Genomic DNA, 26,738 nt, shown 5'->3' with positions numbered 1-26,738 from the left:
GCCGCCCAGTCAGTCCCGCCAATCAGGCCTCATTATCAGGCATTGGCCAAATCCTTGAGTCGGGCGAGTAGGCTCGCCCGGTTCATCGTAAAATTCCCGTCGAGCCATTCCTGCTCAAGCTTACCAAGAAGCTCGCCCACGCGCGGTCCCGCATCGACGCCCGCAGCAAGCGCATCTGCACCGTTGAGCGGAAAAGTCGGCTTCTTCCAGTTTGCCGCCCGTTTCAGCAATTTCCCGAGCCGCGCGACGCGCGCCATCTCCTCGAAATCGCCCTCCGCCTTGCTCCGGGCAACAGACTGCGCCAGCTTCAGGCGAACCATAACACCGGTCAGATCATGGCGATAAAGCAGGCGGTCGAAGGCCGCGTCCGAAATATCGTCCTTGACGATTGGCGCATTCGCCCAGGCCTGCAGATAGGCGCCTTCCGCTTTCGAGAGGCGCAGCCGCTCGGCAAGTTTGGCGAGCCTTGCCGCATCGGGCGGCACGATGGCCGCCAGACGAAGCAGAGCCTCCGGCGGCCAACCGAGAGCCTTCTCGGCGGCGATCAGTCCCGGAATGGCGTCGATGCCCCATTTTTCGGTTTCCGGCAGCACTTCCGTCAAAATGCCGATCTGGCGCATCCAGAGCAGCGCCCTGCCTGGGTCCGGTGCCGCCAGCAGCTTCTTCATCTCGGACCAGACACGCTCGGCCGAGAGCGTTGATATCTTCGACTTTGCGGCGGCACAGGCGCGCAAGCCATCGGCATCGGGACGGCCGCTGCCGTAATAGGCAAAGAAGCGGAAGAAACGCAGGATGCGCAAGTGATCCTCGGCAATCCGCGTCGCAGCATCGCCGATGAAGCGAATGTTACGGCGCTCCAGATCGGCAAGCCCGCCGACGAGATCCACGACCTCGCCATCGGCGGATGCATAGAGCGCATTGATCGTCAGGTCCCGCCGCTCGGCATCGGCCTGCCAATCCCGGCTGAAGGCCACTACGGCGCGCCGCCCATCCGTCTCCACATCGCGTCGCAAGGTGGTGATTTCGAACGGTTTTCCATTGATGACTAAGGTAACCGTGCCATGCGCAATGCCGGTCGGCACCGCCTTGATCCCTGCCGTCTCGGCTCTTTGGACGACGGCCTCCGGCACAAGAGTCGTGGCTATATCAATATCGGCGACGGGCAGCCCCATCAGGCTGTTGCGGACGGCACCGCCCACCACGCGTCCCTCGCCGCCATCGGCATCGAGCAGCGCCAGCACCCGCTGCAATGCCTCATCGCGAAACCAGGCCTCATCGGCAACGGACGTCATGTATAAAGCCTTTCATAAAGCGTGCGGACGATGCCCGCGGTAATGCCCCAGATCATGCGCTGCCCATAGGGCATGCGGTAGAAATGACGCTCGGTCCCTTGCCAGAGCATCGTGTCGGTCACGTGGTGGCCGGGGTCCATCAGGAAGGAGAGCGGAACCTCGAAGGCATCCTCCACTTCCGTCGGATTGAGAGCCAGATGAAAGCCCGGCTTCACCACTGCGAGAATGGGCGTGATGCGAAAGCCGGTCGCCGCCAGATAATGCGGCAGCCGCGCCACCGGCTCGATGAAGATGTCGGCCAGCCCGATTTCCTCGCCCGCTTCGCGCACCGCCGCCATTTCCGGCGAGGCGTCCTCCGGATCGATGGCCCCGCCTGGAAAGGCAATCTGGCCGGAATGCTTGCGCAGCGTCGATGTCCTGAGCGTGAAGATGACCTTGGCGTCGTCGCCGCTGTCGACGACGGGCACGAGCACGGCGGCATCCTTGAGCTTTAGGCCGGCCACCTGCGATATGGTCTCGGGATTGAGGAGATGATCGCCGTGATCGCGCCAGGCAAGCTCCACCGGCCCACCGCTCTGATGGAGGGCGCGACGGCGGAATTCATCCGCAGAATAAAGGGGAAATTCGTTCATCGAGTGAGTGCATCCAGTTCGGCAACCGGCATGACGGGAAATATGGAGCTGCCGGAACGCACGCAAAAGATCTCTCGCCCGGCAATCACGACGGGTTCACCAAGCTCGATGAGATCGTACATGACCGCACGCGTCACCAGAGCCTCGAGCCGCCCGCGGACATGCAGATAAGGCTTCAGCTCGTCATTTTTGCCACCAATGACGAAACGGATTGGATGATCCCTGCCCGCCTCGACGACATCGCCGACATTGGTGCGGAAGGTCAGCACCCGTCTGCCCTCACGCTCCGTCACGCTCATCTCGACAGCCACGAACGGCGCGTCGACGACGCGGATACCGACCTTTTCCACAGGCGTGACCAGATAGGTCTTCCCATCCTCGTCCTTGCGCAGAACTGTGGAAAACAGCCGCACCAGCGGCGCCCGGCCGATCGGCGTGCCGAGATAGAACCAGGTGCCGTCGGCGCGGATCTCCATGTCGATATCGCCGCAGAACGGCGGATTCCAGCGATCCACGGGCGGCAAACCCTTCTTGGAGCCGCCACTATCGCCGGCCGCGCGCGAAATCAGCGCCGCGAGGCTTGCGGCATCGCCCGTTGTCCTGATTTCCTCGGTTGCCATTCTTCTGTCCCGGTTGGTCGTTAGTCAGGAATATGACAGTTCTCACGAGATAGTCATTTGAAACGTGCTTGTCAGCTATCTTGCTGGCGATAAGTTGTATTGAATATGAGGCAAATGTGTAACGTCTGCGAATCGCGCGCACCGTTTTTCTGCCATTGGAGACGCAAATGGGCATGATCAAATCGACCGAAACGAGCCTTGACGAGCAGGCCATCATCGCCTCGGCCGAAAAGGCACTGGGCGATATCGCCACCATTCGCCAAGAGGTGTCGAAGGTCATTTTCGGCCAGGAAAGCGTCGTGGAAAACACGCTGCTCGCCGTGCTCGCCGGCGGTCATGCCCTGCTGGTCGGCGTACCGGGTCTCGCCAAGACGAAGCTCGTGACGACGCTCGGCGCCGTCCTCGGCCTCGCCTCCAACCGCGTACAGTTCACGCCGGACCTCATGCCGTCGGATATTCTCGGTTCCGAAGTCATGGACCAGGACGAAACCGGCCGCCGTTCCTTCCGTTTCGTCAAGGGTCCGGTCTTCGCGCAATTGCTGATGGCCGACGAAATCAACCGCGCCTCGCCGCGCACGCAGTCCGCCCTGCTGCAGTCCATGCAGGAATATCACGTCACCATCGCCGGCCAGCGATACGATCTGCCCGCTCCGTTCCACGTTCTCGCAACGCAGAACCCGCTGGAGCAGGAAGGCACCTACCCGCTGCCGGAAGCCCAGCTCGACCGCTTCCTGCTGCAGGTCGACGTCGATTATCCCGAGCTTGCCGACGAGCGCCGCATCCTGCTCGAAACCACGGGCTTGAGCGAGGCAACGCCGCAGGCGGTCATCGACGCCGAACGCTTGCTGGAAATCCAGCAGCTCATCCGCCAGATGCCCGTCAGCGACGGCGTCGTCGATGCAATCCTGTCGCTGGTGCGTTCGGCCCGCCCGGGCCAGGGCAATGCCTCTACCGACAAGCATGTCGCCTGGGGCCCCGGTCCTCGTGCCGGCCAGGCGATGATGCTCTGCGCCCGCGCCCGCGCCCTTTACGAAGGCCGGCTTGCACCGTCGATCGACGACATTCATGCACTCGCCGAGCCAGTATTGGAACACCGCATGGCGCTGACTTTTGCAGCCCGCGCCGAAGGCATGTCCGTACGTGATGTTATTTCAGGGCTGGTCAAGCAGTCGAAGTCGTGACCCGGATGTCGAGGAGAGTATAGCGCGTGGCATCCATCGGACAGACCGTCAGACCGACCTCAGGCAACGATGCCCTCTCCCGAGCCCGCAGCCGTGCCGCCCTCGTGCCGGATTGCCTTGTCGAAGCCAAGCGCATTGCCAACACGGTCATCGCCGGATGGCACGGCCGGCGCAAGCGCGGCATCGGCGAGAATTTCTGGCAGTTCCGCCCCTATACCGAAGGCGAAAGCCTTTCGCGCATCGACTGGCGGCGCTCGGCGCGCGACGATCATACCTATATCCGAGATCATGAATGGGAAGCCGCGCATACGATCTGGCTCTGGGCCGATCTGTCGCCATCGATGATGTATAAGTCGACCTATGGCCATGTGTCCAAGGAAGGCCGTGCACTTGTCATCATGCTGGCGCTGGCGGAAATCCTGTCCCGCTCCGGCGAGCGCATCGGCTGCCCGGGCATCATGGAGCCGGTTTCGACCCGCAACGCCGCCGAGCGTCTGGCTGCAGCCCTGATGCATACCCCGCTCGAAGGCGGCTTGCCGCAGACGGCGATGATTCGCGGCTGGAGCGATATCGTGCTGATCGGCGATTTTCTCGACGATGCAGATAGCGTCATGGGCAGGATCGGACCCTTGGCCCGCCGCGGCTTGCGCGGTCACGTGATCGAGATTGCCGACCCCGCCGAAGAACTATTTCCCTATAGCGGGCGCACCGAATTCAGCGATCCCGAAACGGGCTCGAAGCTGATCGCCGGCCGCGCGGAAAACTTGCGTGAAGACTATCAGCGCGCCTATCTGGCGCGACGCGAAAATCTCGGCCAGTCGCTGCGCCATCTCGGCTGGACCTTCGTCAGCCACCGCACCGACCGGCTGGCTTCCGAAGCCTTGGTCGCCGTGCATATGTATCTCTCAGGCATGCCCGCAAGGGTCGCGTCTGGAGGCCAGCCATGAGCGGTCTCTCCTTTGCATTCGCATCACCGGCCATCCTGGCTGCGCTCATTCTGCTTCCTGCGATCTGGTGGCTGCTGCGCCTGACCCCGCCGCAGCCGCGAACCGAAGTGTTCCCGCCGCTCCGCATTCTGGCGAGCATCCTCAAGCGCGAGGAAACCCCGGCCCGCAGCCCGTGGTGGCTGACGCTGCTGCGCATGCTGCTGGCCGCCCTCGTCATCCTCGCCATCGCCAATCCGATGTTCAATCCGCGCACCAACACGCTCTCTAGCAGCGGCCCCCTGGTGCTGATGATCGACAATAGCTGGGCGAGCATTTCGGATTGGGAACGCCGTGTGCGCACGGCGGACGCGCTGATCGACGATGCCGACGCCAAGAGCATTCCGGTCTCAATCGCCTTCACCGCCGAACAGGGCAATGACGCGACGCCGGGTGCCGCGACATCGGCCCGCGACAAGCTGCATGCAATAAACCCCCGACCACTGGTGCCGGATCGGCAACGCGCCGCCGAAGCAGTGAAAGCGGCGCTCAACGGCAGCAAGCCCGGCACTGTCGCCTTCCTCTCCGACGGTATAGAGAGCAAGGACAAGGACGATATCGTCAGCCGCCTCGCCGCCCTGCAGCCGAGTGAGCTAAGGCTCATCGAGGGCGATGGCCGCGATGTCGTCGCGCTCACGGGCGCAGCCAATACCGCCAGCAACATGACCGTTACGGCAACACGACTGAACGGCAGCGGCCCGATGCGCCTCGGACTGACGGCGCAGGACAATCAGGGACGGCCGATCGCCGCCGGTTCGCTCGATTTCACGGGCGGGCAAACGGTTGCGACCGGCTCCATTGCCGCGCCCTTCGAAATGCGCAATGATTTCGCCCGCATCAGCATCGACCGCCAGGCAAGCGCCGGCAGCGTCTATTTGCTGGACGACGGGTTTCGGCGCCGCCGGGTGGCGCTCCTCTCCGGACAGGCCGCCGACGAGGTCCAGCCGATCCTGTCGCCACTCTACTATATCCAGCGCGCTCTTCAGCCCTACGCCGATCTGATGCAGCCCAACAGCGCCGATCTCGCAAAGTCGATCCCCCAATTGCTCGCGGGCAATCCCTCCGTCATCATCATGGCCGATGTCGGCCGCCTGCCACAGGAAACCTATGCGCCGCTGCAGAAGTGGATCGAGAGTGGCGGCACGCTCGTCCGCTTCGCCGGACCGCGCCTCGCCGCAGCTCCCGCCGACGATCCGTTGGTCCCGGTTACATTGCGGCAGGGCGAACGTACATTCGGCGGCGCTCTTTCCTGGGCCGAGCCGCAGCCGCTTGCCGATTTCCCTTCTTTCGGCCCCTTCGCCGGCATGCCGAAGCCGGATGATGTCCTGATCAAGCGGCAGGTTCTGGCCGAGCCGACACCGGATCTCGCCGAGCGCACCTGGGCAAGCCTCGCCGACGGCACGCCGCTGGTGACGGAAAAGCAGATGCAGGCCGGCCGCATCGTCCTCTTCCATGTCAGCGCCGAGCCGCAATGGTCCGATCTGCCGATATCTGGCAATTTCGTCGAGATGCTGCGCCGTATCGTCCAGCTGTCGCGCGCCGGCGGCGTCGCCTCGGGGCAAGCGACTGCTTCCAAGACAAGTGAAGCAATGCCACCCTACCGGCTCCTGACCGCCAAGGGCGTCTTGACCAGTGAGATCGGCAGCGCCCGCCCGCTGGAACCAAGCAACAAGGCAACCGCAGTCGCAAGTTTCGACAACCCGCCTGGCCTCTATGGTTCCGAAGAGGGCTTCAGCGCGCTCAATACCCTGCCAAGCGGCGCAGCGCTCAAGCCGCTGGATACCTCGGCAGCTGGCGTAGCGGCACATGAAGGCCTGATTGGGGGCGAAGCCTGGTCGGCCAAGCCGATCCTCTTCACCCTCGCCTTCCTCCTGCTGCTGGCCGACAGCATCATCGTCCTGTTCATGAATGGCGCCTTCCCACGCCTGGGCAGATCGGCCAAGACGATTGCGGGCGGTGCGGCGATGCTGCTGCTGGCCGTCTCGCTCGCCATGTTCCTGCATCCGACAGGTGCGCTCGCCGACGATTCGAAACCGGGCGACGACGCCATCTTCTCGCGGCTGGATAAGACGCATCTCGCCTATGTCGTGACAGGCGAAACGGACATCGATCACATTTCGGAGCGTGGGCTTGCCGGCCTCTCCGACTATCTCACCTATCGCACGACGCTCGAACCCGGCCCACCGGTAGGGGTGGATCCTGCCAAAGATGAACTCGCCTTTTACCCGCTGATCTACTGGCCGATTTCAGCAACCGCGCCGATGCCGTCCAATGACGCCATCAACCGCATCGACGCCTATATGCGCAACGGCGGAACCGTGCTCTTCGACACACGTGACGCGATCGACACGATGGGCGACACTTCGTCGCCGAGCCCGAACGGGCAGCGACTGCAGCAGATCCTCGCCAATCTCGATATCCCTCCCCTGGAGCCCGTGCCTGCCGGCCATGTGCTGACCAAGTCCTTCTACCTGCTATCGAGCTTCCCCGGGCGCTATGCCGACAGTCCGCTCTGGGTGGAAGCGCGTCAGGATGCGCGTCGCGATGCAAACGCGGTCGCGACCTCCGACGGGGTGACGCCAATCATGATCACGGGCAATGATTTTGCCGGCGCCTGGGCCATCGGCGACAACGGCTCGCCGCTATTGCCCACCGTGCCTCCAGACGAGACCCAGCGAGAATATGCCTATCGCACGGGCGTCAACATCATGATGTACATGCTGACCGGAAATTATAAGTCCGATCAGGTCCACGTTCCCGATATCCTGCAGCGCTTGGGGCAATAGTATGAATATCGGTTTTGCCCCCTTCCTCCCCTGGCCTGTGCTTGCCGCTTTGGCGGTGCTGACGCTGGCCATCGCAGCACTTGCCATCTACAGGCGCCTGCGCGGCGGTTGGATCCGCGCCCTGGCGGGCATCGCCCTGCTGGCGGCACTCGCCAACCCGGTGCTGATGCAGGAGGATCGCGATCAGCTGACGACGATCGTTCCCGTCGTGGTTGATCGCAGCCTCAGCCAGCAGACGCCGGAACGTACGAAAATGACGGATGAAGCTTTGGCGATGCTCAAGGATCGACTGGCGCAGTTCCCCCGCATTGAGCCTCGCATCGTGGAATTCCGCGATCCGGCGGAATCGGAATCGCCTTCAACACGGCTTTTCTCTGCCCTTTCCTCGGCAATCGCCGACGTGCCCCCGGCCCGCATTGGCGGTGCCATCTTCCTGACAGACGGCCAGATTCACGATATCCCCGGCGCCAATCAGCAGCTCGGCTTTGACGCGCCCGTCCACGGGCTAATCACGGGCAAACCGGACGAATTCGATCGCCGCATCGAGATCGTGCGCGCCCCTCGCTTCGGTCTTGTCAACGAAGAGCAGCAGCTCGTCTTCCGGGTCGTCGACGATGGCAAGAGCCCCGGCGGCACCGCGGCAGTCACGGTCAAGATGAATGGCGACGAGATCGCCACGCTGCAGGCCACACCCGGCCAGGACACGCCCTTCAGCTTCAAGGTGCCGCGCGCGGGCAACAATGTCCTCGAATTCGCAGTCGCCGAAGTGCCTGGCGAAGTCACCGGCATCAACAATCAGACGGTCCAGCTGATCGAAGGCATCCGCCAGAACATGCGCGTTCTCCTTGTTTCGGGTGAACCGCATGCCGGCGAGCGCGCCTGGCGCAACCTGTTGAAATCGGACGCCTCGGTCGATCTCGTGCACTTCACCATCCTGCGTCCGCCGGACAAGCAGGACGGCACGCCGATCAACGAGTTGTCGCTGATCGCCTTCCCGACCCGCGAGCTTTTCGTCGACAAGATCAGCTCTTTCGACCTGATCATTTTCGATCGCTATCAAGACCGTCAAAACGTCCTGCCGACAATCTATTATGATTACATGGCGCAATATGTCGAAAACGGCGGCGCCTTGCTGGTCGCGGCCGGCCCCGAACATGCCGGCGGCAGTTCGATTGCGCTGACGCCGCTTGCCTCGGTGCTGCCGGCCGAGCCGACGGGCCAGATGATCGAGAAAGCCTTCTATCCGCGCCTTTCGGACCAGGGCAAGAAGCACCCCGTCACGCGCGGGCTGGACGGCTCCGAAACCGAGCCCCCGCATTGGGGCCGCTGGTTCCGCAGCGTCGATGTGGAGAGGCCGCAAGGCCAGACCGTAATGGTCGGCGCTGACAACAGTCCCTTGCTGGTGCTGAACCGCGTCGGCCAGGGTCGCGTCGCCATGCTGCTCTCCGACGAGGGCTGGCTGTGGGCGCGCGGTTTCGAAGGCGGCGGCCCGCACGTGTCGCTCTACCGACGCATTGCCCATTGGCTGCTCAAGGAGCCGGCACTGGAAGAGGAGGCACTGACGGCCAATGCCGCCGGGCGCACGCTGCAGGTAACGCGCCAGACGATCGGCAACGATCCCGGCCCGGCCACGATCAAGTTGCCTTCCGGCCAGACGGAAACCTTGCCGCTGAGGCAGACCCAACCGGGTCTCTATCAGGCCGAGAAGCATATGAACGAAATCGGGCTCTACCAGATCGCCAACGGCAATTTGTCGACACTCGTTCATATCGGCGCAATCGATGCTCCGGAATTCAAGGCGATGATCTCGACCACCGAGACGCTGAAGCCCCTAGCACAGAAAACGAAGGGTCTCGTCACCCGCGTTGCCGGCGCAAATGGTGGCGTGACGGTGCCGCAGGTTTTGCCGGTGCGCGGCGCCGTTCGCGTCGCCGACGGTCAGCGTCTGACCATCCGCATGACCGACGAAACCGTGCTGAAGGGGATCAATACCCTGCCGCTCTTTGCGGGCTTTGCCGGCCTTGCAGCCCTTCTCTTTGCTTTTTCCGCCACATGGTGGCGCGAAGGACGATGAATGTGATGAAGATCGAAGTGACCGATACGCCATCGGAAAGCGAGCTTGCGGCCATCAGCGAGGGATTGACGGCTTTCAACACCATCGACGTCGGCCCGTCCGGCCGGCAATCCCTGGCCGTTCTGATCCACGATGATGCCGGTAAGACCATCGGCGGCATATCCGGTTACACCGCCTGGGGATGGCTGTTCACCCAATGGCTCTTCGTGCCGGAAAGCCTGCGCGGCCAGGGCATGGCCGGAAAGTTGCTGGACGCGGCGGAAGCGGAGGCGAGCACGCGGGGCTGTTTCGGCGCATGGATCGATACCTTCAATCCACAGGCGCTGAAAGCCTATCAACGGCAGGGCTATGCCATCTTCGGCGAACTGCCGGATTTCCCGGCTGGTCGCAGCCGATTCTTTCTGAAGAAGACGTTGTCGCCCCGCTGACATCAAGCAGGGCGATTTTCTATTGATAGCGCCTTAGACAGCGATCGCCGTGAACTGTACGACATCATCCAGATCGTTGTCGTCTTCGGCTTCGGCTTCGGTAGCCGGAACGGAATCATCGCGCCAGGCAATCGCGCCGTGCAGCCGCGCATGCGTGTCTGCAGCGATCGGCACGACGAGCACCCGGTTGGGATCGACAGGCCCCGGGAAGGTCAGCGCGTTGTAGGCGACCTTCTGGAAACCGAGCGGGCAATAATAGGGCGGATCGCCGATCAGGATGACGGCTTCCGATCCCTTGCGCTGAGCAGCGGCCACCGCGATCCGCACGAGCTCGCGGCCGATTCCCTTGTTCTTGTGCGACGGACGCACGGCAAGCGGGCCGAGCAGATGTCCCTTGACCGATCCGGCCAGCACCGGCGTCATCCGCACGGAGGCGATCGTCTCGCCATCATCGGCGCAGATAAAAGACAGCAACCGGTCATGCGGCCCCTGCTCGCGAATGCGCGCAGCAGCGCGGGTAAACCGCCCCGGACCGAAAGCTTCTTCGTTGATGAGTTCGATAGCAGCGTCGTGCGACGCATCCTCAGTGAGGTAGACCAGATCGTGCTTGTACATTAGCCCAGAAAACCAGATAGACGGACGATATTGTTCCCGAAAGCGCTCATCGAGCGTTCAAGATCATCGGCGTCGTCGCAGGCTTCTGGTTACTTTCATGACAAGGGGTCCTTAAAGTGTGAGAAGCCGGATAGCAGGAAATATCCGGCGCGTCCAATGCAAAATGCATCCTGCCGTTCATTCATGCAAGATCTCGATCTCGACACCACCCCATAAGCCCGCGAGGGGCACCTATGACGCAGTGTTCATCATTTGCCGTCTCGAAATCCGGAGCGCATACCGTATCTCTAGAGATATAGTTTCGGTAGTTTTCCGGAAGGATGAAGCAATGGGTATGTTGGTTAACGGCGTCTGGCATGACGTCTGGTATGATACCAAAGAGACGAAGGGTCATTTTAAGCGCGCTGCATCGCAGTTTCGAAACTGGGTGACCGCGGATGGCAGCGCCGGCCCGACAGGCACCGGCGGCTTCAAGGCAGAGGCCGGACGCTATCATCTCTACGTGTCACTCGCCTGCCCCTGGGCGCATCGAACTCTGATCTTCCGCAAGCTGAAGAAGCTTGAGGAGCTGATCTCCGTCTCGATCGTCGATCCGCTGATGGTTGAAAACGGCTGGGAATTCAAAGGACAGGATGGCGGCACCGTCGACCATCTCTTCGGCGCGACGAAGCTCTGGGAAGTCTATGTGAAGGCCGATCCGCATTATTCTGGCCGCGTGACTGTTCCCGTTCTCTGGGACAAGCAGACCGGCACGATCGTCAACAACGAGTCGGCCGAAATCATCCGGATGTTCAATACGGCCTTCGATGGCTTGACCGGCTCCAAGACCGATTTCTATCCCACCGATCTACAGGCCGATATCGATGCATTGAACGAGCGCGTCTACCATACCGTCAACAACGGCGTCTACAAGGCCGGCTTTGCGACGACGCAGGAGGCCTATCAGGAAAACGCACTCCGCCTCTTCGAAACCCTCGATATGCTCGATGAGCGACTGGCGAGGCAGCGCTATCTATTCGGCGATCGCTTGACGGAGGCCGACTGGCGGCTGTTCACGACACTGGTTCGTTTCGATGCCGTCTATGTCGGACATTTCAAATGCAATATCCGGCGCATTGCCGATTATGCCAACCTCGCGGCCTATCTCCGGGATCTCTATCAGATCGGCGGCGTTGCCGAGACGGTGAACATCGGGCACATCAAGAACCACTATTATCGCAGCCACAAGACCATCAACCCGACAGGCATCGTGCCGATCGGACCGGAACTCGATTTCGATCGCCCGCATGGGCGCGAGCAGCTGGCAAAAGCCGCCTGACCCAAGGCGTCGGAGGCTACCAATAGCTGGAGGGAGCCTCCGCTCCTTCCAATTCCTTCAACCGGCGATAGGTTGCCTTCGTCGTGCCTGGCGGCAGCGCATCGACCGGAAAGAAGCCGCTTTCGACGATTTCGCGATCCGGCTTGCGCGGCGAGGTCTGGGTGACCTCGACGCGATAGAAGACGACGTGGTCGCGTTTGCTGGTGTGATTGTTGAAATAGACGTGGAAGAGCTGCGGCTTGCCTGAGATCGCCAGATTGCCTTCCTCACGCAGCTCCTTTTCGAGCGCCTGCTCCACAGTCTCATGGCGTTCGACGCCGCCGCCGGGCATGTGCCACCCGGCGATATAGGAATGCCGAACCAGGAAAATCCGCCCTTGCCGATCGAAGCAGGCGGCGCGCACGCCGATTGTCATGCTGCGGGTCAGCACGAAATAGACATGCAGCGCGCGGCCGAACAGACGCACAGCCAAACTCTGTCTTTCATCGCGTCGATTGTCTTCACTCATGCCTGAACCCCGGCATCGTGATCTGCAATCGGACCGGGGATGTATTTGTTTTGACAATAGAGTGGGCTATGTCTCATCCCATGTTCAAACTCGCGCATATTTCCGATGTTCACCTTGGTCCACTGCCACGTCTTTCGATCAGAGAACTCGCCTCCAAACGCATTACCGGATTTGTGAACTGGCACCGGAACCGGCGCAAGCATCTTTTTGGCGACACGCTCGATCTCCTTCTTGACGACATCAAGGCGAGGCAGGCCGATCATCTGGCCGTAACCGGCGATCTCGTCAACCTTGCGAGCGGCATGGAGATCCAGACGGCGGCCACATGGCTGAAAACGGTCGGCGATCCTCTCCACACGTCAGTCGTTCCCGGCAATCACGATGCCTATGTGCCTGGCGCCTACGAAAAGGCCATGCGCTCCTGGTATCCCTATGTCCGTGGCGACGATGCTCCTGCCGAATGGCAGGAAGACCAGCGCATTTTCCCCTATCTGCGTATCCGCGGTCAGGTCGCGCTTGTGGGCTGCTCCACAGCCGTCGCCACCCCACCCTTTGCCGCAAGCGGCTTCTACTCCTCACGCCAAGCGCGCGAGACGGTGAATATCCTGCGTGCAGCCGGAGATGCCGGGCTCTTTCGCGTCGTCATGATCCATCACCCGCCCATTCGCGGCGCGACCAGCTTCTACAAGCGGATGATCGGCATTCGCCGTTTTGCCGCCGTCATCTCGACCGGGGGCGCTGAACTTGTCCTGCATGGCCACACACATCTCAACACCTTGCACTGGCTGCGCGGGCACATGGGTCCGGTTCCGGTCGTTGGGATCGCCTCAGCATCGCAAGGGGTGGGCGGATTGAAGCCGCGCGCGGCCTATAATCTCTTCACCATCGCCGGCCGGCCGGGCGCCTGGGAACTGAAGGCGGAACGTTACAGCCTCAATGACAATGGCAGCGGCGTCGACCCCGAAGGCCTCGATATTCTGGCGACATGGTGAGCCTTTTAGCGTCGTTGTGCGCATCGTTTCGGTAGCGTTTTCTAAGATACGGAGCTACAATCGAAGCATTGGAATCTCGAAATGCGGGACGGATTTTGAGGTCGTGACAAGGAGCACCGCAATGCCGGCTTTCGGAGCTCGTATCCGGCAGGGTTGCTGCTTCTTGGAAGGCTCGGGCCAGCGCCGGGACAGTACCGGCTGACACATTGTGGGATTACTGCAGTGAGAATGACAGTCAAGCGCGCGGGTGCTTTTGAAGACTTGCGAAACGGCACGGAAATGGTTCATACCAGTACAGGACAATTATTCCGCTCGCATCACCTTTCTTACGGGGAAGGCTGTCCATCGCGGAAGCAGATTGTCGATGTAACAACCTCCAACGCCTTCCTGGAACGATCATGCCAACGCCGGTAGCAGCCATTGATATCAGACGCGATCTGGTCGGCCTTCTTCCGAAGCTTCGCCGTTTTGCGGTGACGCTGACCGGCGATCTCGCCGAGGCGGACGAGCTTGTTCAAAACGTCTGTCAACGCGGCATAGCCAAGTTCCATCTTTGGAACAGCGGCGGCAAGCTGGAAAGCTGGCTCTATACGATGGCCCGGCATCATTGGGTCGATGAGGCGCGACGCCACAAATTGCGCCCCGCCGCAAAGGGCAGTGCACTGGAACAGGGCGAGCCGATATCCGGCACCCATTTAAATCTTGTAGAAGCCGGCGAAGCGCATCGTCTCGTCACATCTTTGCCAGAAGGTCTTGCCAGTGTCTTCCTGCTGGTCGACGTCGAAGGGCACAGCTACAAGCAGGCCGCCGACGTCCTCGGCATCCCTTTGTCGGCAGTGATGTCAAGGCTCTCCAGCGCACGCCTTTACCTTGCCTCCCAGGGTCATAGTCGCTCGCCTCGAAGGTTTTAAGCATTGCAGGACATGAAGAAAACGCCGCTCGAAGTCCGCTTGTCCGCCTTCATGGATGGCGAGACGAGCCGCGAAGAAAAAGAAGAGCTGGAAAAGCTTATCGCCTCGGATCCGAACGCGCGACGTATTTTCGATGAGCTGAAGCATGGCTCCGATGTCGGTCGCAAGGCTTTTGACGAGGTTTTGAAGGAGCCGGTGCCGCTCGCGCTCGTTCGCTCCATCAAGAGCACTCAGCCTCCGAAGAACCGAGATCCCTCTCCCCGCCTCACCCGGCAATCGTTGAAGCTGGCGCCCACGGGCAAGCAATCGCTGGCCGCGGCTCTCATCCTGTTCGCCGTCGGCGGCGGCATCGGTTATCTTTTCGGCGTGCAGCCCGCTGACGTCCCAGCAAACTCTCCGCCGACCCCGACACAGGCTATGACACGCAACTGGCTGGATGATATCGCCGCCTATCACCGCATCTATTCGCGCCAGCCGCAGCGTATGGTCGAGCTGCAGGCAAGCCAGCTGGACGAAATCGCCAAGTGGCTGGTGAGCACGGTCGGCGTCAAATTCAATTTTCCGGACCTTGCTGCCGATGGTCTCGTCTTCCAAGGCGCGCGCATGTCCATCGCAGCCGGCAAGCCAGTCGGCCAGCTGATCTACAAGAACCTCGACGGTGATGTCGTCGCCATCTGCTTTACCAAGACGGACGGCGTTGGCGACGACGATTTCAGCGAAACCATCAAGGACGATATCAGCATCGTATCCTGGCACCGCAACGGCACCACCTATGCGATCGTCGGCCCTTCCTCGGATGCAATGCTCGATCAGATCGCCAATCGGGTATCCTCGGAAATCTGACTGATATCCCATCCGTTTTGCGGCTTGCGGCTGCCAGCCGGTCGGTGGATAATGGGCAGCGATAACCGCATGAGCTCGATAGTCTTGCTGGAGTTTCGACATGTCCGATGTTCTGCTGACCATTCCTGAAATCGACAGACGTATCGCGGCGATAAGGGAAAACCTTCGCGAACTGATCGAGCAGGCAGCAGCCTTTTCCGGCGCCGCCGACGAAGAACGGACGTCTGAGCGGATAGCCGAGCAGGAAGAAGAGCTTGAGCGTCTGACGAAGCAGCGCGATGAGTTTGCCAAGGGCAAAGCCTGAGCAAAATTCACCATTGAAGCACATATCCTCGGACGACCTCGACGCGAGCCGTATAAGGGACGGCACTCGCCCCTCTATGTCGAAGGACTACGATACAATTTCTGCTGACATCGGCACCGATACACGCTATATGGGTTGCAGCGACCAATGAGGAGAGCACTCTGATGAAAAATCACGGCACAGGAAACCACCGCTGAAAAGCAGTGCCGTGACGGGCTGCTTTATCGGCCTGACCATCAGATTGCTATCTTTCGCCCGTGGAGGGCACTCATGTTTCGTCGCTTCGAAGAGCTTGTCGATCCATTTCAGGATCATGATGAGCCACAACCATCACCCAAGGCCTGGCGCTATCTCCTAACCAACCTTCGCCCGTTTCGCACAGTCATGGCGATGAGCCTCAGCCTGACTGTCATCGGCGCCGTCATCGAGATCTGGCTCATCGGCTATTCCAGCCGGCTGGTGGACAATCTCGCCGCTGCCCGACGGGATGATTTCTGGATATCCGAAGGAGCCGGACTGCTGGCCGCCGCCGCCCTCGTCCTGATCGGAAGGCCGCTTGCCGGTTATCTCCGCGAAAGCCTGGATGACATCGCGTTCCGGCCAAATGCTGAGACACTGTTCCGCTGGCGGGCTCATCGCCATATCCTTCGGCAATCGGTCGGCTGGTTTCGTCAGGATTTTTCCGGGCGTATCGCCAGCCAGGTGCGCGACATAGGCACGGCAGCAACGGGCGCGGCCTATCAGGTCCTGCACACGCTTTCCTTTGTCACGATCTATGTCGCCGGCTCGCTCTGGCTGATGGCCTCGATCGACTCGCGCCTCATCTGGCCCCTTGTGGTCTGGCTTCTCTGTTATCTTGGCCTGATGGCCTATGTCATCCCTCGCCTGCAGAAAGCCTCTGCGCAATATCAGGGAGCCTATGCCGAACTGACGGGCGGGCTCGTGGACAGCTATGCCAATATCGACCTCATCAAGCTTTTTGCCGATGCCAGGGCGGAGGACAAGGAAGCCCGTCGTCGTTTCGCTCAAACCCGCGAGACATTCGTTCGGGTGCAGAAGCTTGAGGTGCTTGTCAATTCGAGCATGCTCTTCCTCGGCAGTTTCCTCATCGTCGCGCTTGTCGGCTATGCGGTCGTCCTCTGGCAATCCGGTGGCGCACCGCTAGGGCTGATCGCGGCATCACTCGCCTTGAGCTTCCGCATAACCGGCATGGCCGAATGGATGCTGGATGCCGTTTCCTCGCTCTTTGCCCATCTCGGCGCGATGCGGCAATCACTGTTGACCGTCTCGCAGCCACTTGCCATTACCGATGCGCCGGACGCCGAGCCGCTTGCCGTCACCAAGGGCGAGATCGTCTTCCGGAAAATCACGCATCACTACGGCAAGGGAGATGGCGGGCTGGACGGCGTTTCGCTTCGAATTGCGGCGGGCCAGAAGGTCGGCCTTGTCGGTCGCTCCGGCACCGGCAAATCAACCCTGGTCAATCTGCTACTTCGTTTCTTTGATCCGGAGGGTGGCATCATCGAAATCGATGGACAGGATATTCGGCAGGTAACGCAGGATAGCCTGCGCCGGCAGATTGCCGTAGTCGGCCAGGAGGCATCGCTCCTTCACCGCTCCATCCGCGACAACATCGCCCACGGCAATCCCCGCTTTTCGGAGAATGCGGTTCGCGCCGCCGCAGAAAAGGCTGCCGCCAGCGATTTCATCGCGGGCCTGCGGGATCAGGAAGGAAGAACCGGCTTCGACGCGCATGCAGGTGAACGTGGCGTCCAGCTTTCCGGCGGTCAGAGGCAGCGCGTCGCGATTGCACGCGCCATCCTGAAGGACACGCCGATCATGGTGCTCGATGAAGCAACCTCCGCCCTCGATTCGGAAGTCGAAGCCGAAATTCAGGAAACACTCTACGGCATCATGGAAGACAAGACCGTGATCGCCATCGCCCATCGCCTGTCGACCATCGCGCGCATGGACCGCATCGTCGTGCTCGACCACGGCCGGATCGTCGAGGACGGCACGCATGCGGAGCTGATTGCCCAAAACGGTATCTACGCGACGCTGTGGGCACACCAATCCGGCGGCTTCATCGAAGAGGACGAGCCAGCAACCGACTGATGTGCAATAAAAAGGTCCCCTCGAACACGAAGGGACCTTTCAAATCAGAACGGTAGCAAAAAACCTAAGCCTTATGCCGCCTTGATCGCCAGCACGCGGTTTGCCGCCGATACGATCGCCTCGAGGGATGCGGCAACGATATTGGTGTTGATGCCGGCGCCGAAAAGCTTGCCGCCCGGATAGGAAACCTCGACGTAGGAGATCGCCGCGGCGTTGGAGCCGTGCTGGAGCGAATGCTCGGAATAATCCTCGACCGACATCGGGATGCCGAGATAGATCGAGAGCGCATTGATGAAGCCGTCGATCGGGCCGTTACCCCTGCCCTCGATGCGCTTTACCTCGCCATTGTCGGTGATCTCGGCCGCGACGATGCGCTGTCCCTTATGCTCGCGATCGGCGAAGGTGTGGTGATCGACGAAGCGGATCCGCGCGTCCGGCTGCGTCACATAGCGCTCGATGAAATGCTCGTAGATGCGCTTGGACGGCAATTCCTTGCCTTCCTCGTCGGTGATCCGCTGGATCTCCTCGCGATATTCCACCTGGAGATTGCGCGGCAGGTTCAAGCCGTAGTCCTGCTGCATGATATAAGCGATGCCGCCCTTGCCGGACTGCGAGTTGATGCGGATGATCGCTTCATAGGTACGGCCGACATCCTGCGGGTCGATCGGCAAATACGGCACTTCCCAGACCGGATCGTTGGCGACCTTGGCAGCCTTCATCCCCTTGTTGATCGCATCCTGATGCGAACCGGAGAAGGCCGTATAGACTAGTTCGCCGACGTAAGGGTGACGCTCGCCGATTGCCATCTGGTTGGAATATTCGAAGACTTCTTTCATGCGCTCGATATTCGAGCAATCCAGCTCCGGATCGACGCCCTGCGTGAACATGTTCAATGCCATGGTGACAACGTCGACATTGCCGGTGCGCTCGCCATTGCCGAACAAGGTGCCCTCGACGCGGTCGGCGCCGGCCATCAGGGCCAGCTCGGCGGCGGCGATGCCGGTACCGCGGTCATTGTGCGGATGCAGCGAGATGATCAGGTTTTCGCGGTTGTCGAGATTGCGGCACATCCATTCGATCTGGTCGGCATAGATGTTCGGCGTCGCCATCTCGACTGTCGACGGCAGGTTGATGATCAGCTTGTTGTCAGGCGTCGGCTTCATGACGTCGATGACGGCGTTGCAGATTTCCAGCGCCACATCGAGCTCGGTGCCGGTGAAGCTCTCCGGCGAATATTCGAAGCGGTAACCGCCGCCAGCCTTTGCCGCCATGTCGCTGATCATCTTGGCCGCATCGACGGCGATCTGCTTGATGCCCTGGACGTCCTTGGCAAACACCACGCGACGCTGCAATTCGCTGGTGGAATTGTAGAAATGCACGATGGGTTTGTTGGCACCTTCCAGCGCTTCGAAGGTGCGGCTGATCAGTTCCGGGCGGCACTGGACGAGAACCTGCAGCGATACGTCGGCAGGCACATTGCCCTGCTCTATGCACCAGCGCGCGAAGTCGAAGTCGGTCTGCGAGGCCGACGGGAAGCCGATCTCGATTTCCTTGAAACCCATATCCAGCAACAGCTGGAACATGCGCGCCTTGCGGTCGTGACCCATCGGATCGACGAGCGCCTGATTGCCATCGCGCAGGTCGACCGAGCACCAGATCGGCGCCTTGGTGATGGTCTTGGACGGCCAGGTCCGGTCGGGAATGTTAATCTGGGGATAGGCGCGGTATTTCACCGCTGCTTCGGGCATGCCTTTGGGGGAATGGCTGTTCGCGTCCATGGTCTCGTCTCTTCCTTTCCCGTCATTTTATCCCGCGTCTTAGCCGATCGAATGCGGCTTGGCGATGACAAATGCGGACCCTTTGCGGGTAAGCTGTCGATTTTAGGGTAAGTCGCGAGGAGCGATGGCCAGCGGGCTTTTCGGCCGCCGGGCGCTCCTCAAAGGACCCGGCAACCGCGCGTAAGGCCGAGGAGGAGAAGCGAGGTAAGGGCGCGCGTATTGTCACGCAGGGCAACGCGCCCACGTGCAATCTGTTCGGAAATCTTTGCGCCAGTCAACTTCATGGCGCGCTTATAGCCGCCGGATCAAAAAGAAGCAACCCCTCGCCTACTTCTTCAGCATCTGCACGCCGCGCGACAAGGCCAGCATCAATCCGCCGGCGATCAGCCCCCAGAAGGCACCAGAAATACCGCCGAAGGAAACGCCCGATGCCGTCACCAGGAAGGTGATGGCAGCCGCCTCGCGCGATTCCGGCTGCTGGAAGGCGTTCAAGGCGGAATTGGAGAGCGCGCCGACCAGCGCCAGGCCGGCCACCGCCTCGATCAGAATCGGCGGCGCCAACGCCACGAAAGTCGTCACCGCACTTGCCAGCAATCCGAGGATCACATAGCCGATACCGGCGACGATCGCCGCCCAATAACGCCGCCCGGGATCGGCATGCGCATCCTGTCCGGCGCACATGGCAGCGGTAATGGCCGCCAGATTGACGGCATGGCCGCCGAAGGGAACGGCTAGTAGCGAGAACACGCCGGTCATGGCAAACAGCGGGCTGGGTTTCGGCTCGTAATCATGCACCTTCAGCACTGCGATACCGGGAATGTTCTGTGACGCCATGGTCACGATGAACAGCGGCAGCGCGATGGACACGATACCGGCAAGCGTAAAGACCGGCTTCACGAATTCGACGGTCGGCAACATCGAATGCTCGAGCGAGGCGAAGGCACCATCCGGTATCTTCACGCCGAAGGCCAGCACCAGGGCAAAGGCAGCGAGGGCTGCCGGCACTGCCCATAGCCGCTTGAACGACCCGACGACGATCCAGGCAAGGATGATCGGCAGGCCGAAGGCAGGATTGAAGGCGATCGCCTTCACCGGCGCAAAGCAGAGGCCGAGCAGAACGCCAGCCAGCATGGCATTGGCGAGCGGCGCCGGGATGGAGGCAACGGCACGGCCGAAAGGCCGGAACAGCCCGGCAGCGACGATCAATATGCCGCAAATAAAAAACGCACCGACGGCCGCCGGGAAGCCGCCCTCGATCGCCCCCGCACTTGCGAGCAATGCGGCTCCCGGTGTGGACCAGGCAATGCTGATCGGCAGCCTCGTCGCCATGCTAAGCACGATTGCGCAAACGCCCATCGCAACCGAAAGCGCCGTCAGACCGGACGCCGCCTGCGCATCCGAGGCGCCGACCACCTGCAGGCCATGAAAGACGACGGCGAAGGAACTGGCAAAGCCGACGAAGGCCGTGAGGCAACCCATGAACAGGCTTTGAACGGAGAAATCTTTGAGCATGGCGATGGAGACTCGAAGAGCGGATGAGGATCGATGGAACGCGCATGGAGCATTACAAGCATCGAGCGTGCAAGTGCTGTTTTCGCGCGAAATGACAGTGTCGCTAAGCAAAATCGCTCGCGGAATATATCGTCGTCGAGTCATATCGTGTATAAACGTGCATATTGACTCTCTTATTTATGCACGTTAATGCAAATTCATGAGCAATTCACTTCCATTGTCCCGCCGGGACGTCATCGAAGCGCGGCTTGCAGAGGGCGGGCAAATCGTTGCCGCATCTCTGGCCGCCGAATTCAACGTGTCTGAAGATGCCGTGCGCCGCGATCTGCGGGCACTTGCAGCAGAGGGCAAGTGCCGCCGCGTCTATGGCGGCGCGCTCCCTCTCCTGACGCCGTCGCAGCCGATGGCCGCACGCGTCGGACAGGAATCCGGCCGCAAGAGAGGCCTGGCCAAAGCGGCCGTCGCGATGATCGAGCCGGGCGAATTCCTGTTTTTCGACAGCGGCAGCACCAATCTCGCAATGGTCGATCTTCTGCCGAAGAACCTGGACATGACGATCGCGACGAACTCCATCGATATCGCCAGCGCCGTCATGAAGCGCGGCGATATCCCCCTTGTCCTGATTGGTGGCGCGGTCGATCCCGTCGTCGGCGGCAGCGTCGATGCGTCGGCCGTTGCGGCCATCGAAGCCATGAACATCGATCGCTGCTTCCTGGGCGTCTGCGCCGTTTCGGCGAGAAACGGCATCAGCGTGTACGAACATGCGGACGCGATCTTCAAACGGACGCTACTGAAGAGAAGTGCAGCAAGAGTCGCTTTGATCACCTCGGAAAAATTTCACGAACGCGCGCCGCACCGCATCGGCGGCGCCGACGATATCGATTGGCTTGTTGTCGAGGACGACTTGCCTGCCGCTGACGAAAAGGCGGCCTCCGACGCCGGCTTCTCGCTCGTAAAAGCAAGCGACGTCACGTCATCCTCCTGATCTCGAAAGACAAGAAATGACCATGCAATCCACGGATCGGCCGGAAACCCGGCTGGCGACACGACTTGCCTTTCTAGTTGGAGGCTTCGCCCTCGCCTGCTGGGCTCCCCTCGTCCCCTTCGCCAAAGCTCGCCTCGGAGTCGATGACGGCGTTCTCGGCATGCTGCTGCTTTGCCTTGGCCTTGGCTCGGTAGCGGCGATGCTTGCGACCGGCATGTTGAGCGCGCGATATGGCAGCAAGCCAATCATTATCGCGGGCGGTCTCGGCCTTGCGATCATTTTGCCGACGCTGGCGGTGGCGAGCACGCCATTCACCCTTGGCATTGCGCTGGCAGCCTTCGGCGCCTGTCTCGGCTCGCTCGATGTCGCCATGAACATCCACGCCGTCGAAGTAGAGAAAAGCGCGGATCGGCCCTTGATGTCCGGCTTCCATGCCCTGTTCAGCATAGGTGGTTTCATCGGCTCCCTGCTCGTCACTCTGCTCCTCTCCGCCAAGGCCGGTCCTCTTGTCGCCACGCTTCTCAGCTCGGCAGTCATGGTGATCGCCATGATCGTCGCATGGCCCCGACTGCTGCAGACCCTCCCAGCGGAGGACGCGCCGCTTTTCGTCATGCCACGCGGTTTCGTGCTGCTGCTGGCAGCTCTTGCAGCAATCACCTTTCTCGTCGAAGGCGCGATCCTCGACTGGAGCGCTCTGCTACTGACAACGCAAGGCCGCGTCGATGCAAGCCATGGCGGCCTTGGCTACATGCTGTTTGCCATAGCGATGACGGCGGGCCGCCTGAGCGGCGACGCCATTACCGCACGGGTCGGAGACAGGGCAATCATGCTATGGGGCGGCATCGTCGCGGTAGTGGGCTTTGTCATCCTCCTCCTCAGCCCGATCGCGATCCTCGCCATGAGCGGTTTCCTGCTGATCGGTCTTGGCGCCTCCAACATCGTCCCGGTGCTCTTCCGTAAAGGCGGTTCGCAGAAGGTCATGCCGGCCGGCTTGGCCGTCGCAGCCATCACCATGACAGGGTATGCAGGCGTGCTTGTCGGCCCCGCAGGCGTCGGCTTCGTCGCCGATCATGTAGGCCTGCCCGGCGCCTTCTGGATGCTCGCTCTATTGCTCTGCGTCGCACCTCTCTGCGCCGGCATCGTTACCCGCAATCACGAACAGGAACAGGAAAAGACCAATGCGGATCGCTCATACCGCTCTATGGACGCGTGATCTCGATGCCGCCGTCGATTTCTGGAAGACCTATTTCGGCGCGACCGTCGGCGAACCCTATCAAAGCCGGCGCCGGCCTGGCTTCGTCTCCCGCTTCATTTCCTTGCCGGAAAGTGACGACCAGATCGAACTGATGACCGGCGACTGGCTTTTTCCCGACCTGCACGGTGAACGCATCGGCTGGGACCATATTGCCATATCGCTCGGTAGCAAAGCTGCCGTCGATGCGCTGGCTGAACGATGCAAGGCGGATGATTGCCTGAAATCCGCACCACGCACCACCGGCGACGGCTTCTATGAGGCTGTCATCACCATGCCTGACGGAACGCCGGTGGAGATTACCATATAGGGGCGAGCTCGGCCGGTAACTTGCACCTTCGAGTTCGCCGCTCCCGGAAACGTTGCAACCTCCCGAGTGGCGAAGGCTGGCGGTGGAGATTTCTGCCGCCAGCTTTTAGCCTTCGATCAAAGCGATCCGGCGCAAAAAACGCCCCCACCTGCTTTCCGGCAAGCGAGGGCGCTCAATTCAATTGGGAAAACCCGCTAGATCAGATTTCCGCCTGCGAGGTCACGATGCGCGAGACCAGGCCGTAAGCCTTGGCTTCCTCGGCGGAGAGCCAATAGTCGCGGTCGGTGTCCTTGGCGATGCGCTCGACCGGCTGGCCGGTGGCTTCCGAGAAGATCTTGTTCAGGCGCTCGTTCATCTTGATGATTTCGCGTGCTTGAATCTCGATATCGGAGGCCATGCCGCGCGTGCCGCCAGACGGTTGGTGCAACAGGAAGCGCGTGTTCGGCAGGCAAATACGGCGCTCCTTGGGAGCGGAAACGTAGATCAGCGCGCCGGCGGAAGCGACCCAGCCCGTGCCGATCATCCAGACTTTCGGCTTGATGAACTTGATCATGTCGTGGATGGAATCGCCTGATTCGACGTGACCGCCGGGCGAATTCACATAAATGCGGATATCGTCGTCGCTGGCGGCGGAAAGCGCCACGAGCTGCGAGCAGACCTTCTGCGCCAATTCCTGCGTGATGCCGCCATAGATGAAGATCGAACGCGACTTGAAAAGATTCGCCTCCGCGTCCTTGCCCAAGGGCTGCTCGGTCTTCTTGTCTTCCTGTTCGTCTTCGTCGTTCATTCAACTCTCCAGCATGATGCGTCGTTCACCGCACATAGTGCGACTCAATGCGTAAAACAATGCCGGAAAAAGACAAGGCGGGAATAGCGACTGACAACATGGTGTTATGGTTGCGGATTACCGAAATGTAACTTGAATGGCTTTGAAAAGCCGAGATTTGATCCTACGTCAGGTCAGCGCGGGTAGAAATCGCGCCCCGAATTTGCAGCACAGATAGCCAAGGAGGCCATCATGTCGCCAGAAGAACGTCAATTGCTCGCCTCTCTCTTCGATCGCGTGCGCGGTGCCGCCAGCACGCAGCGCGACCCCGATGCGGAGACCTTCATCAACCAATCGGTCCGCGACCAGCCCTATGCGCCCTATTACTTGGCGCAGGCCGTCATCATGCAGGAACAGGGCATGAAGGCTGCAGCTGACCGCATCCAGCAGCTCGAAGCCCGTGTACACGAGCTCGAGCAGCAGGGCGCCGATAATCACCAGCAAGGCCAGAGCGGCGGTTTCCTGGGCGGGATCGGCTCGCTCTTTGGCGGCGGCCAGCAGCAGCGTGTGCCAGCGCCGCAGGAGACCAGCCCGCAGCAGCAGGGTCGTCTCTATGACGACTATGCCCGCAATGCGCCTCAGTCCGGCCCCTGGGCTGGCCAGCCACAGCCATCCGGCCCATGGAGCCAGCAGGCGGCAGCGCCTTCGGCCGGCGGCAGCTTCCTGCGCGGTGCGCTTGGCACGGCGGCCGGGGTTGCCGGCGGCGTGATGCTGGCGGAATCACTCTCCAGCCTCTTCAGCCCGCATCTGGGCGGCACTGGCGGCGGGCTCTTCGGTGGAAATGCCGGCAGTGGCCTCTTCGGGGGTACTGCGGCCAACGCAGCCGAACAGCCGGTTCAGGAAACGATCATCAACAACAACTATTTCGGCAATGACGACAATAGTGATCAGAATGATCAGAGGGCGGCCGATTATGCCCAGGACGCTGCCCAAGACGCTCAGGACGATGATTATGACGACTCGTCCTATGACGATGGCGACGACAACTCGTTTGCCTGAGCCGCAATCTCATCGAATCCATCAGAAAAGCCGCCATCCCCGGATGGCGGCTTTTTTCATTCAGCCTCGGCCGCGATAGGGCTGCACGCCCTGGTCCGGCAGCCATACACCCTCCGGCGGCTTGCCGGTCTGCCAGAAGACGTCGATCGGAATGCCGCCGCGCGGATACCAATAAGCGCCGATGCGCAGCCACTTCGGCTGCAGCAGATCCACCAGGCGCTTGGCGATATAGATCGAGCAATCCTCGTGGAATGCGCCATGATTGCGGAAGGAATGCAGGAAGAGCTTCAGCGACTTCGATTCCACCAGCCATTCATTGGGAATGTAGTCGATGACGATATGGGCGAAATCCGGCTGTCCCGTCATCGGGCAAAGCGAGGTGAATTCGGGCGCGGTGAAGCGCACGACATAATCAGTGCCGGCGTGGCCGGATGGCACCTTCTCCAGAACGGCTTCTTCCGGATTGCTGGCGGTCTCAGTCTGGTTGCCGAGCATCGACAGGCCGGACACATCGGTCTTAGGCATCTCAGGTCTCCTTGATCACTTTGACGCGGATACCATGGGCTTTTTCGCCCTCCGGCTCCACATGAATGGTTATTTCGGCGCCCGCATGGATCGCCCGTATGGCATCTTCAAGGCGGTCGCAGATTCGATGTGCCTCTCGCACCGGCATGGCGGCGGGTACGACCATATGGAAATCGACGAAGGTCACGGCCCCTGCCCTGCGTGTCTTCAGATCATGAACGCCGAGCGAACCCTCGGCGTTTCTGGCAATCGCATCCTTGATGACATTCTCCTCTTCCGGCAGAACGGCCTTATCCATAAGCCCGTCGATCGAAGCGGAGATGACCTTCCAGCCCTGGTAGAGAATGTTGATGGCAACGAGAATGGCAAGCACGGGGTCGAAGATCGGGTGGCCGGTGCCGAGCGCCAGCAACAGGCCGATGAGCACGCCGATCGAAGTATAGACATCCGACATGATGTGCTGGCCATCCGCCGTCAATGCCGGCGAGCGATATGTCCGGCCGGCCCGGATCAGCGTCAGAGCCCAGATACCGTTGATGACGCCGGCGACAAAGTTGATCGCGAGACCGAGCACCGGCGCCTGCATCGGCTGCGGATTTGCGAGATGGCCGACCGCCTCCTGCACGATCATCAGCGCTGCAACGACGATCATCACGCCTTCGGTGACGGCGGAAAGATATTCCGCCTTGTGATGACCGAAGGGATGATCGTGATCGGCCGGCTTCTGCGCGTAACGGATGACGAAGAAGGCGATGAAGGCAGCAACGACATTGACGAGCGATTCAAGTCCATCGGACAGAAGCGCCACGGAACCCGTCAGCCACCAGGCCAGCATCTTCAGCCCCATGACGCCGAGCGACAGCGGAATGCCCCAAAGGGCGAGCCGCCTGATCGTATCGTTTCCTTGACTGTTCATGCCCGTCTCCAAATGTCTTCACGCCTGCTTATG

The 26,738-nt window shown here is 61.0% G+C and carries 25 protein-coding genes; 15 read left to right on the top strand and 10 right to left on the bottom strand.

The genetic code is table 11. The features are described from left to right. Positions 1-35: 35 nt before the first annotated feature. From PH558_RS03410 to PH558_RS03400, 3 genes are read right to left on the bottom strand one after another with little or no spacing between them, the layout of a single operon-like run. The gene (locus tag PH558_RS03410; RefSeq protein ID WP_095435422.1) at positions 36-1,292 is read right to left on the bottom strand and encodes a CCA tRNA nucleotidyltransferase; all 1,257 of its coding nucleotides are present in this window, start codon (positions 1,290-1,292) and stop codon (positions 36-38) included. Beyond that, the gene (locus PH558_RS03405; RefSeq protein WP_095435423.1) at positions 1,289-1,924 is read right to left on the bottom strand and encodes an NUDIX hydrolase; all 636 of its coding nucleotides are present in this window, start codon (positions 1,922-1,924) and stop codon (positions 1,289-1,291) included. The genes PH558_RS03410 and PH558_RS03405 overlap by 4 nt, the downstream gene beginning before the upstream one ends. Next, entirely contained in the window at positions 1,921-2,544 is a 624-nt protein-coding gene (locus PH558_RS03400; RefSeq protein ID WP_095435424.1) for a DUF1285 domain-containing protein, read from the bottom strand. The genes PH558_RS03405 and PH558_RS03400 overlap by 4 nt, the downstream gene beginning before the upstream one ends. A 167-nt stretch (positions 2,545-2,711) precedes the next feature. Between PH558_RS03400 and PH558_RS03395 the strand changes: the two genes are divergently transcribed. Genes PH558_RS03395 through PH558_RS03375 form a run of 5 tightly spaced genes read left to right on the top strand, consistent with a single transcriptional unit; the run spans position 2,712 to position 9,996 of the window. Further along, complete coding sequence (locus PH558_RS03395) at positions 2,712-3,725, top strand: AAA family ATPase (RefSeq protein ID WP_095435425.1); 1,014 nt, start codon at positions 2,712-2,714, stop codon at positions 3,723-3,725. A 26-nt stretch (positions 3,726-3,751) separates the two neighbouring features. Continuing rightward, on the top strand, positions 3,752-4,672 hold the full coding sequence (locus PH558_RS03390) for a DUF58 domain-containing protein (RefSeq protein WP_095435426.1): 921 nt from the start codon (positions 3,752-3,754) through the stop codon (positions 4,670-4,672). Then, the gene (locus tag PH558_RS03385; protein ID WP_285202195.1) at positions 4,669-7,494 is read left to right on the top strand and encodes a DUF4159 domain-containing protein; all 2,826 of its coding nucleotides are present in this window, start codon (positions 4,669-4,671) and stop codon (positions 7,492-7,494) included. The genes PH558_RS03390 and PH558_RS03385 overlap by 4 nt, the downstream gene beginning before the upstream one ends. A gap of 1 nt (position 7,495) precedes the next feature. Further along, entirely contained in the window at positions 7,496-9,568 is a 2,073-nt protein-coding gene (locus tag PH558_RS03380) for a hypothetical protein (RefSeq protein WP_285202194.1), read from the top strand. 5 nt (positions 9,569-9,573) lie between these two features. Beyond that, positions 9,574-9,996, top strand: a complete 423-nt coding sequence (locus tag PH558_RS03375) for a GNAT family N-acetyltransferase (RefSeq protein ID WP_446740088.1) — start codon at positions 9,574-9,576, stop codon at positions 9,994-9,996. Between the two features lie 33 nt (positions 9,997-10,029). On the opposite strand, the gene PH558_RS03370 is transcribed toward PH558_RS03375, so the two are convergent. Next, on the bottom strand, positions 10,030-10,611 hold the full coding sequence (locus tag PH558_RS03370; protein WP_095435429.1) for a GNAT family N-acetyltransferase: 582 nt from the start codon (positions 10,609-10,611) through the stop codon (positions 10,030-10,032). A gap of 328 nt (positions 10,612-10,939) precedes the next feature. Here PH558_RS03370 and PH558_RS03365 point away from each other — a divergent pair, with 328 nt between their 5' ends. Then, positions 10,940-11,929, top strand: coding sequence for a glutathione S-transferase family protein (locus PH558_RS03365; RefSeq protein ID WP_285202191.1), 990 nt, complete (start codon positions 10,940-10,942; stop codon positions 11,927-11,929). A gap of 16 nt (positions 11,930-11,945) precedes the next feature. On the opposite strand, the gene PH558_RS03360 is transcribed toward PH558_RS03365, so the two are convergent. Beyond that, positions 11,946-12,437, bottom strand: coding sequence for an NUDIX domain-containing protein (locus PH558_RS03360; RefSeq protein WP_285202189.1), 492 nt, complete (start codon positions 12,435-12,437; stop codon positions 11,946-11,948). A gap of 50 nt (positions 12,438-12,487) precedes the next feature. Here PH558_RS03360 and PH558_RS03355 point away from each other — a divergent pair, with 50 nt between their 5' ends. The 5 genes from PH558_RS03355 (at position 12,488) to PH558_RS03335 (ending at position 17,602) form a co-directional block, all read left to right on the top strand. After that, entirely contained in the window at positions 12,488-13,429 is a 942-nt protein-coding gene (locus PH558_RS03355) for a metallophosphoesterase family protein (RefSeq protein WP_285202187.1), read from the top strand. A 398-nt stretch (positions 13,430-13,827) separates the two neighbouring features. Next, positions 13,828-14,340, top strand: a complete 513-nt coding sequence (locus PH558_RS03350) for an RNA polymerase sigma factor (protein ID WP_285202185.1) — start codon at positions 13,828-13,830, stop codon at positions 14,338-14,340. 3 nt (positions 14,341-14,343) lie between these two features. After that, positions 14,344-15,183, top strand: a complete 840-nt coding sequence (locus PH558_RS03345; RefSeq protein WP_285202182.1) for an anti-sigma factor — start codon at positions 14,344-14,346, stop codon at positions 15,181-15,183. A gap of 100 nt (positions 15,184-15,283) precedes the next feature. Then, positions 15,284-15,487, top strand: coding sequence for a hypothetical protein (locus PH558_RS03340; protein WP_285202180.1), 204 nt, complete (start codon positions 15,284-15,286; stop codon positions 15,485-15,487). A 270-nt stretch (positions 15,488-15,757) separates the two neighbouring features. Beyond that, entirely contained in the window at positions 15,758-17,602 is a 1,845-nt protein-coding gene (locus tag PH558_RS03335) for an ABC transporter ATP-binding protein (protein ID WP_285202178.1), read from the top strand. A gap of 71 nt (positions 17,603-17,673) precedes the next feature. Here PH558_RS03335 and leuA read toward each other — a convergent pair whose 3' ends face one another. Together leuA and PH558_RS03325 are read right to left on the bottom strand one after the other, a co-directional pair. Then, positions 17,674-19,380, bottom strand: a complete 1,707-nt coding sequence (leuA, locus tag PH558_RS03330) for a 2-isopropylmalate synthase (RefSeq protein WP_285202177.1) — start codon at positions 19,378-19,380, stop codon at positions 17,674-17,676. A 327-nt stretch (positions 19,381-19,707) separates the two neighbouring features. Then, complete coding sequence (locus PH558_RS03325; RefSeq protein ID WP_285202176.1) at positions 19,708-20,892, bottom strand: benzoate/H(+) symporter BenE family transporter; 1,185 nt, start codon at positions 20,890-20,892, stop codon at positions 19,708-19,710. 199 nt (positions 20,893-21,091) lie between these two features. Between PH558_RS03325 and PH558_RS03320 the strand changes: the two genes are divergently transcribed. Genes PH558_RS03320 through PH558_RS03310 form a run of 3 tightly spaced genes read left to right on the top strand, consistent with a single transcriptional unit; the run spans position 21,092 to position 23,439 of the window. Further along, complete coding sequence (locus tag PH558_RS03320; RefSeq protein ID WP_285202174.1) at positions 21,092-21,877, top strand: DeoR/GlpR family DNA-binding transcription regulator; 786 nt, start codon at positions 21,092-21,094, stop codon at positions 21,875-21,877. A gap of 22 nt (positions 21,878-21,899) precedes the next feature. Continuing rightward, positions 21,900-23,090 (top strand): MFS transporter, encoded by a 1,191-nt coding sequence (locus PH558_RS03315; RefSeq protein WP_285202173.1) that lies wholly within the window; start codon positions 21,900-21,902, stop codon positions 23,088-23,090. Further along, complete coding sequence (locus tag PH558_RS03310) at positions 23,056-23,439, top strand: VOC family protein (RefSeq protein ID WP_285202172.1); 384 nt, start codon at positions 23,056-23,058, stop codon at positions 23,437-23,439. The genes PH558_RS03315 and PH558_RS03310 overlap by 35 nt, the downstream gene beginning before the upstream one ends. A gap of 199 nt (positions 23,440-23,638) precedes the next feature. Here the strand turns inward: PH558_RS03310 and PH558_RS03305 are convergent, their stop codons facing one another. After that, a complete protein-coding gene (locus PH558_RS03305) occupies positions 23,639-24,226 on the bottom strand; it encodes an ATP-dependent Clp protease proteolytic subunit (protein WP_047632158.1) in 588 nt (195 codons plus the stop codon). Between the two features lie 231 nt (positions 24,227-24,457). On the opposite strand from PH558_RS03305, the gene PH558_RS03300 reads away from it, so the two are divergent. Continuing rightward, positions 24,458-25,264, top strand: a complete 807-nt coding sequence (locus tag PH558_RS03300) for a DUF2076 domain-containing protein (RefSeq protein ID WP_285202171.1) — start codon at positions 24,458-24,460, stop codon at positions 25,262-25,264. A 60-nt stretch (positions 25,265-25,324) separates the two neighbouring features. Here the strand turns inward: PH558_RS03300 and queF are convergent, their stop codons facing one another. Both queF and PH558_RS03290 read right to left on the bottom strand, forming a co-directional pair. After that, positions 25,325-25,789 carry a preQ(1) synthase gene (queF, locus tag PH558_RS03295; RefSeq protein WP_015340658.1) on the bottom strand — a complete coding sequence of 155 codons (465 nt, stop codon included), beginning with the start codon at positions 25,787-25,789 and terminating at the stop codon, positions 25,325-25,327. A gap of 1 nt (position 25,790) precedes the next feature. Next, positions 25,791-26,705 carry a cation diffusion facilitator family transporter gene (locus PH558_RS03290; protein WP_095435441.1) on the bottom strand — a complete coding sequence of 305 codons (915 nt, stop codon included), beginning with the start codon at positions 26,703-26,705 and terminating at the stop codon, positions 25,791-25,793. Positions 26,706-26,738 lie beyond the last annotated feature (33 nt).

It is taken from the genome of Rhizobium pantanalense (genome assembly GCF_030182525.1).
GTDB lineage: Bacteria > Pseudomonadota > Alphaproteobacteria > Rhizobiales > Rhizobiaceae > Rhizobium.
Note: the sequence above shows the minus strand (reverse complement) of the source record. Positions and strands in the feature narration are given on the sequence as shown.

What these genes read in the sequence shown, in the direction of transcription:
- PH558_RS03305 (WP_047632158.1), bottom strand. Translation starts at nt 24,226, where the DNA reads ATGAACGACGAAGACGAACAGGAAGACAAGAAGACCGAGCAGCCCTTG.
- PH558_RS03385 (WP_285202195.1), top strand. Translation starts at nt 4,669, where the DNA reads ATGAGCGGTCTCTCCTTTGCATTCGCATCACCGGCCATCCTGGCTGCG.
- PH558_RS03410 (WP_095435422.1), bottom strand. Translation starts at nt 1,292, where the DNA reads ATGACGTCCGTTGCCGATGAGGCCTGGTTTCGCGATGAGGCATTGCAG.
- PH558_RS03350 (WP_285202185.1), top strand. Translation starts at nt 13,828, where the DNA reads ATGCCAACGCCGGTAGCAGCCATTGATATCAGACGCGATCTGGTCGGC.
- PH558_RS03335 (WP_285202178.1), top strand. Translation starts at nt 15,758, where the DNA reads ATGTTTCGTCGCTTCGAAGAGCTTGTCGATCCATTTCAGGATCATGAT.
- leuA (WP_285202177.1), bottom strand. Translation starts at nt 19,380, where the DNA reads ATGGACGCGAACAGCCATTCCCCCAAAGGCATGCCCGAAGCAGCGGTG.
- PH558_RS03320 (WP_285202174.1), top strand. Translation starts at nt 21,092, where the DNA reads ATGAGCAATTCACTTCCATTGTCCCGCCGGGACGTCATCGAAGCGCGG.
- PH558_RS03400 (WP_095435424.1), bottom strand. Translation starts at nt 2,544, where the DNA reads ATGGCAACCGAGGAAATCAGGACAACGGGCGATGCCGCAAGCCTCGCG.
- PH558_RS03405 (WP_095435423.1), bottom strand. Translation starts at nt 1,924, where the DNA reads ATGAACGAATTTCCCCTTTATTCTGCGGATGAATTCCGCCGTCGCGCC.
- PH558_RS03360 (WP_285202189.1), bottom strand. Translation starts at nt 12,437, where the DNA reads ATGAGTGAAGACAATCGACGCGATGAAAGACAGAGTTTGGCTGTGCGT.
- PH558_RS03375 (WP_446740088.1), top strand. Translation starts at nt 9,574, where the DNA reads ATGAAGATCGAAGTGACCGATACGCCATCGGAAAGCGAGCTTGCGGCC.
- PH558_RS03365 (WP_285202191.1), top strand. Translation starts at nt 10,940, where the DNA reads ATGGGTATGTTGGTTAACGGCGTCTGGCATGACGTCTGGTATGATACC.
- PH558_RS03310 (WP_285202172.1), top strand. Translation starts at nt 23,056, where the DNA reads ATGCGGATCGCTCATACCGCTCTATGGACGCGTGATCTCGATGCCGCC.
- PH558_RS03340 (WP_285202180.1), top strand. Translation starts at nt 15,284, where the DNA reads ATGTCCGATGTTCTGCTGACCATTCCTGAAATCGACAGACGTATCGCG.
- queF (WP_015340658.1), bottom strand. Translation starts at nt 25,789, where the DNA reads ATGCCTAAGACCGATGTGTCCGGCCTGTCGATGCTCGGCAACCAGACT.
- PH558_RS03380 (WP_285202194.1), top strand. Translation starts at nt 7,496, where the DNA reads ATGAATATCGGTTTTGCCCCCTTCCTCCCCTGGCCTGTGCTTGCCGCT.
- PH558_RS03300 (WP_285202171.1), top strand. Translation starts at nt 24,458, where the DNA reads ATGTCGCCAGAAGAACGTCAATTGCTCGCCTCTCTCTTCGATCGCGTG.
- PH558_RS03290 (WP_095435441.1), bottom strand. Translation starts at nt 26,705, where the DNA reads ATGAACAGTCAAGGAAACGATACGATCAGGCGGCTCGCCCTTTGGGGC.
- PH558_RS03370 (WP_095435429.1), bottom strand. Translation starts at nt 10,611, where the DNA reads ATGTACAAGCACGATCTGGTCTACCTCACTGAGGATGCGTCGCACGAC.
- PH558_RS03395 (WP_095435425.1), top strand. Translation starts at nt 2,712, where the DNA reads ATGGGCATGATCAAATCGACCGAAACGAGCCTTGACGAGCAGGCCATC.
- PH558_RS03325 (WP_285202176.1), bottom strand. Translation starts at nt 20,892, where the DNA reads ATGCTCAAAGATTTCTCCGTTCAAAGCCTGTTCATGGGTTGCCTCACG.
- PH558_RS03315 (WP_285202173.1), top strand. Translation starts at nt 21,900, where the DNA reads ATGCAATCCACGGATCGGCCGGAAACCCGGCTGGCGACACGACTTGCC.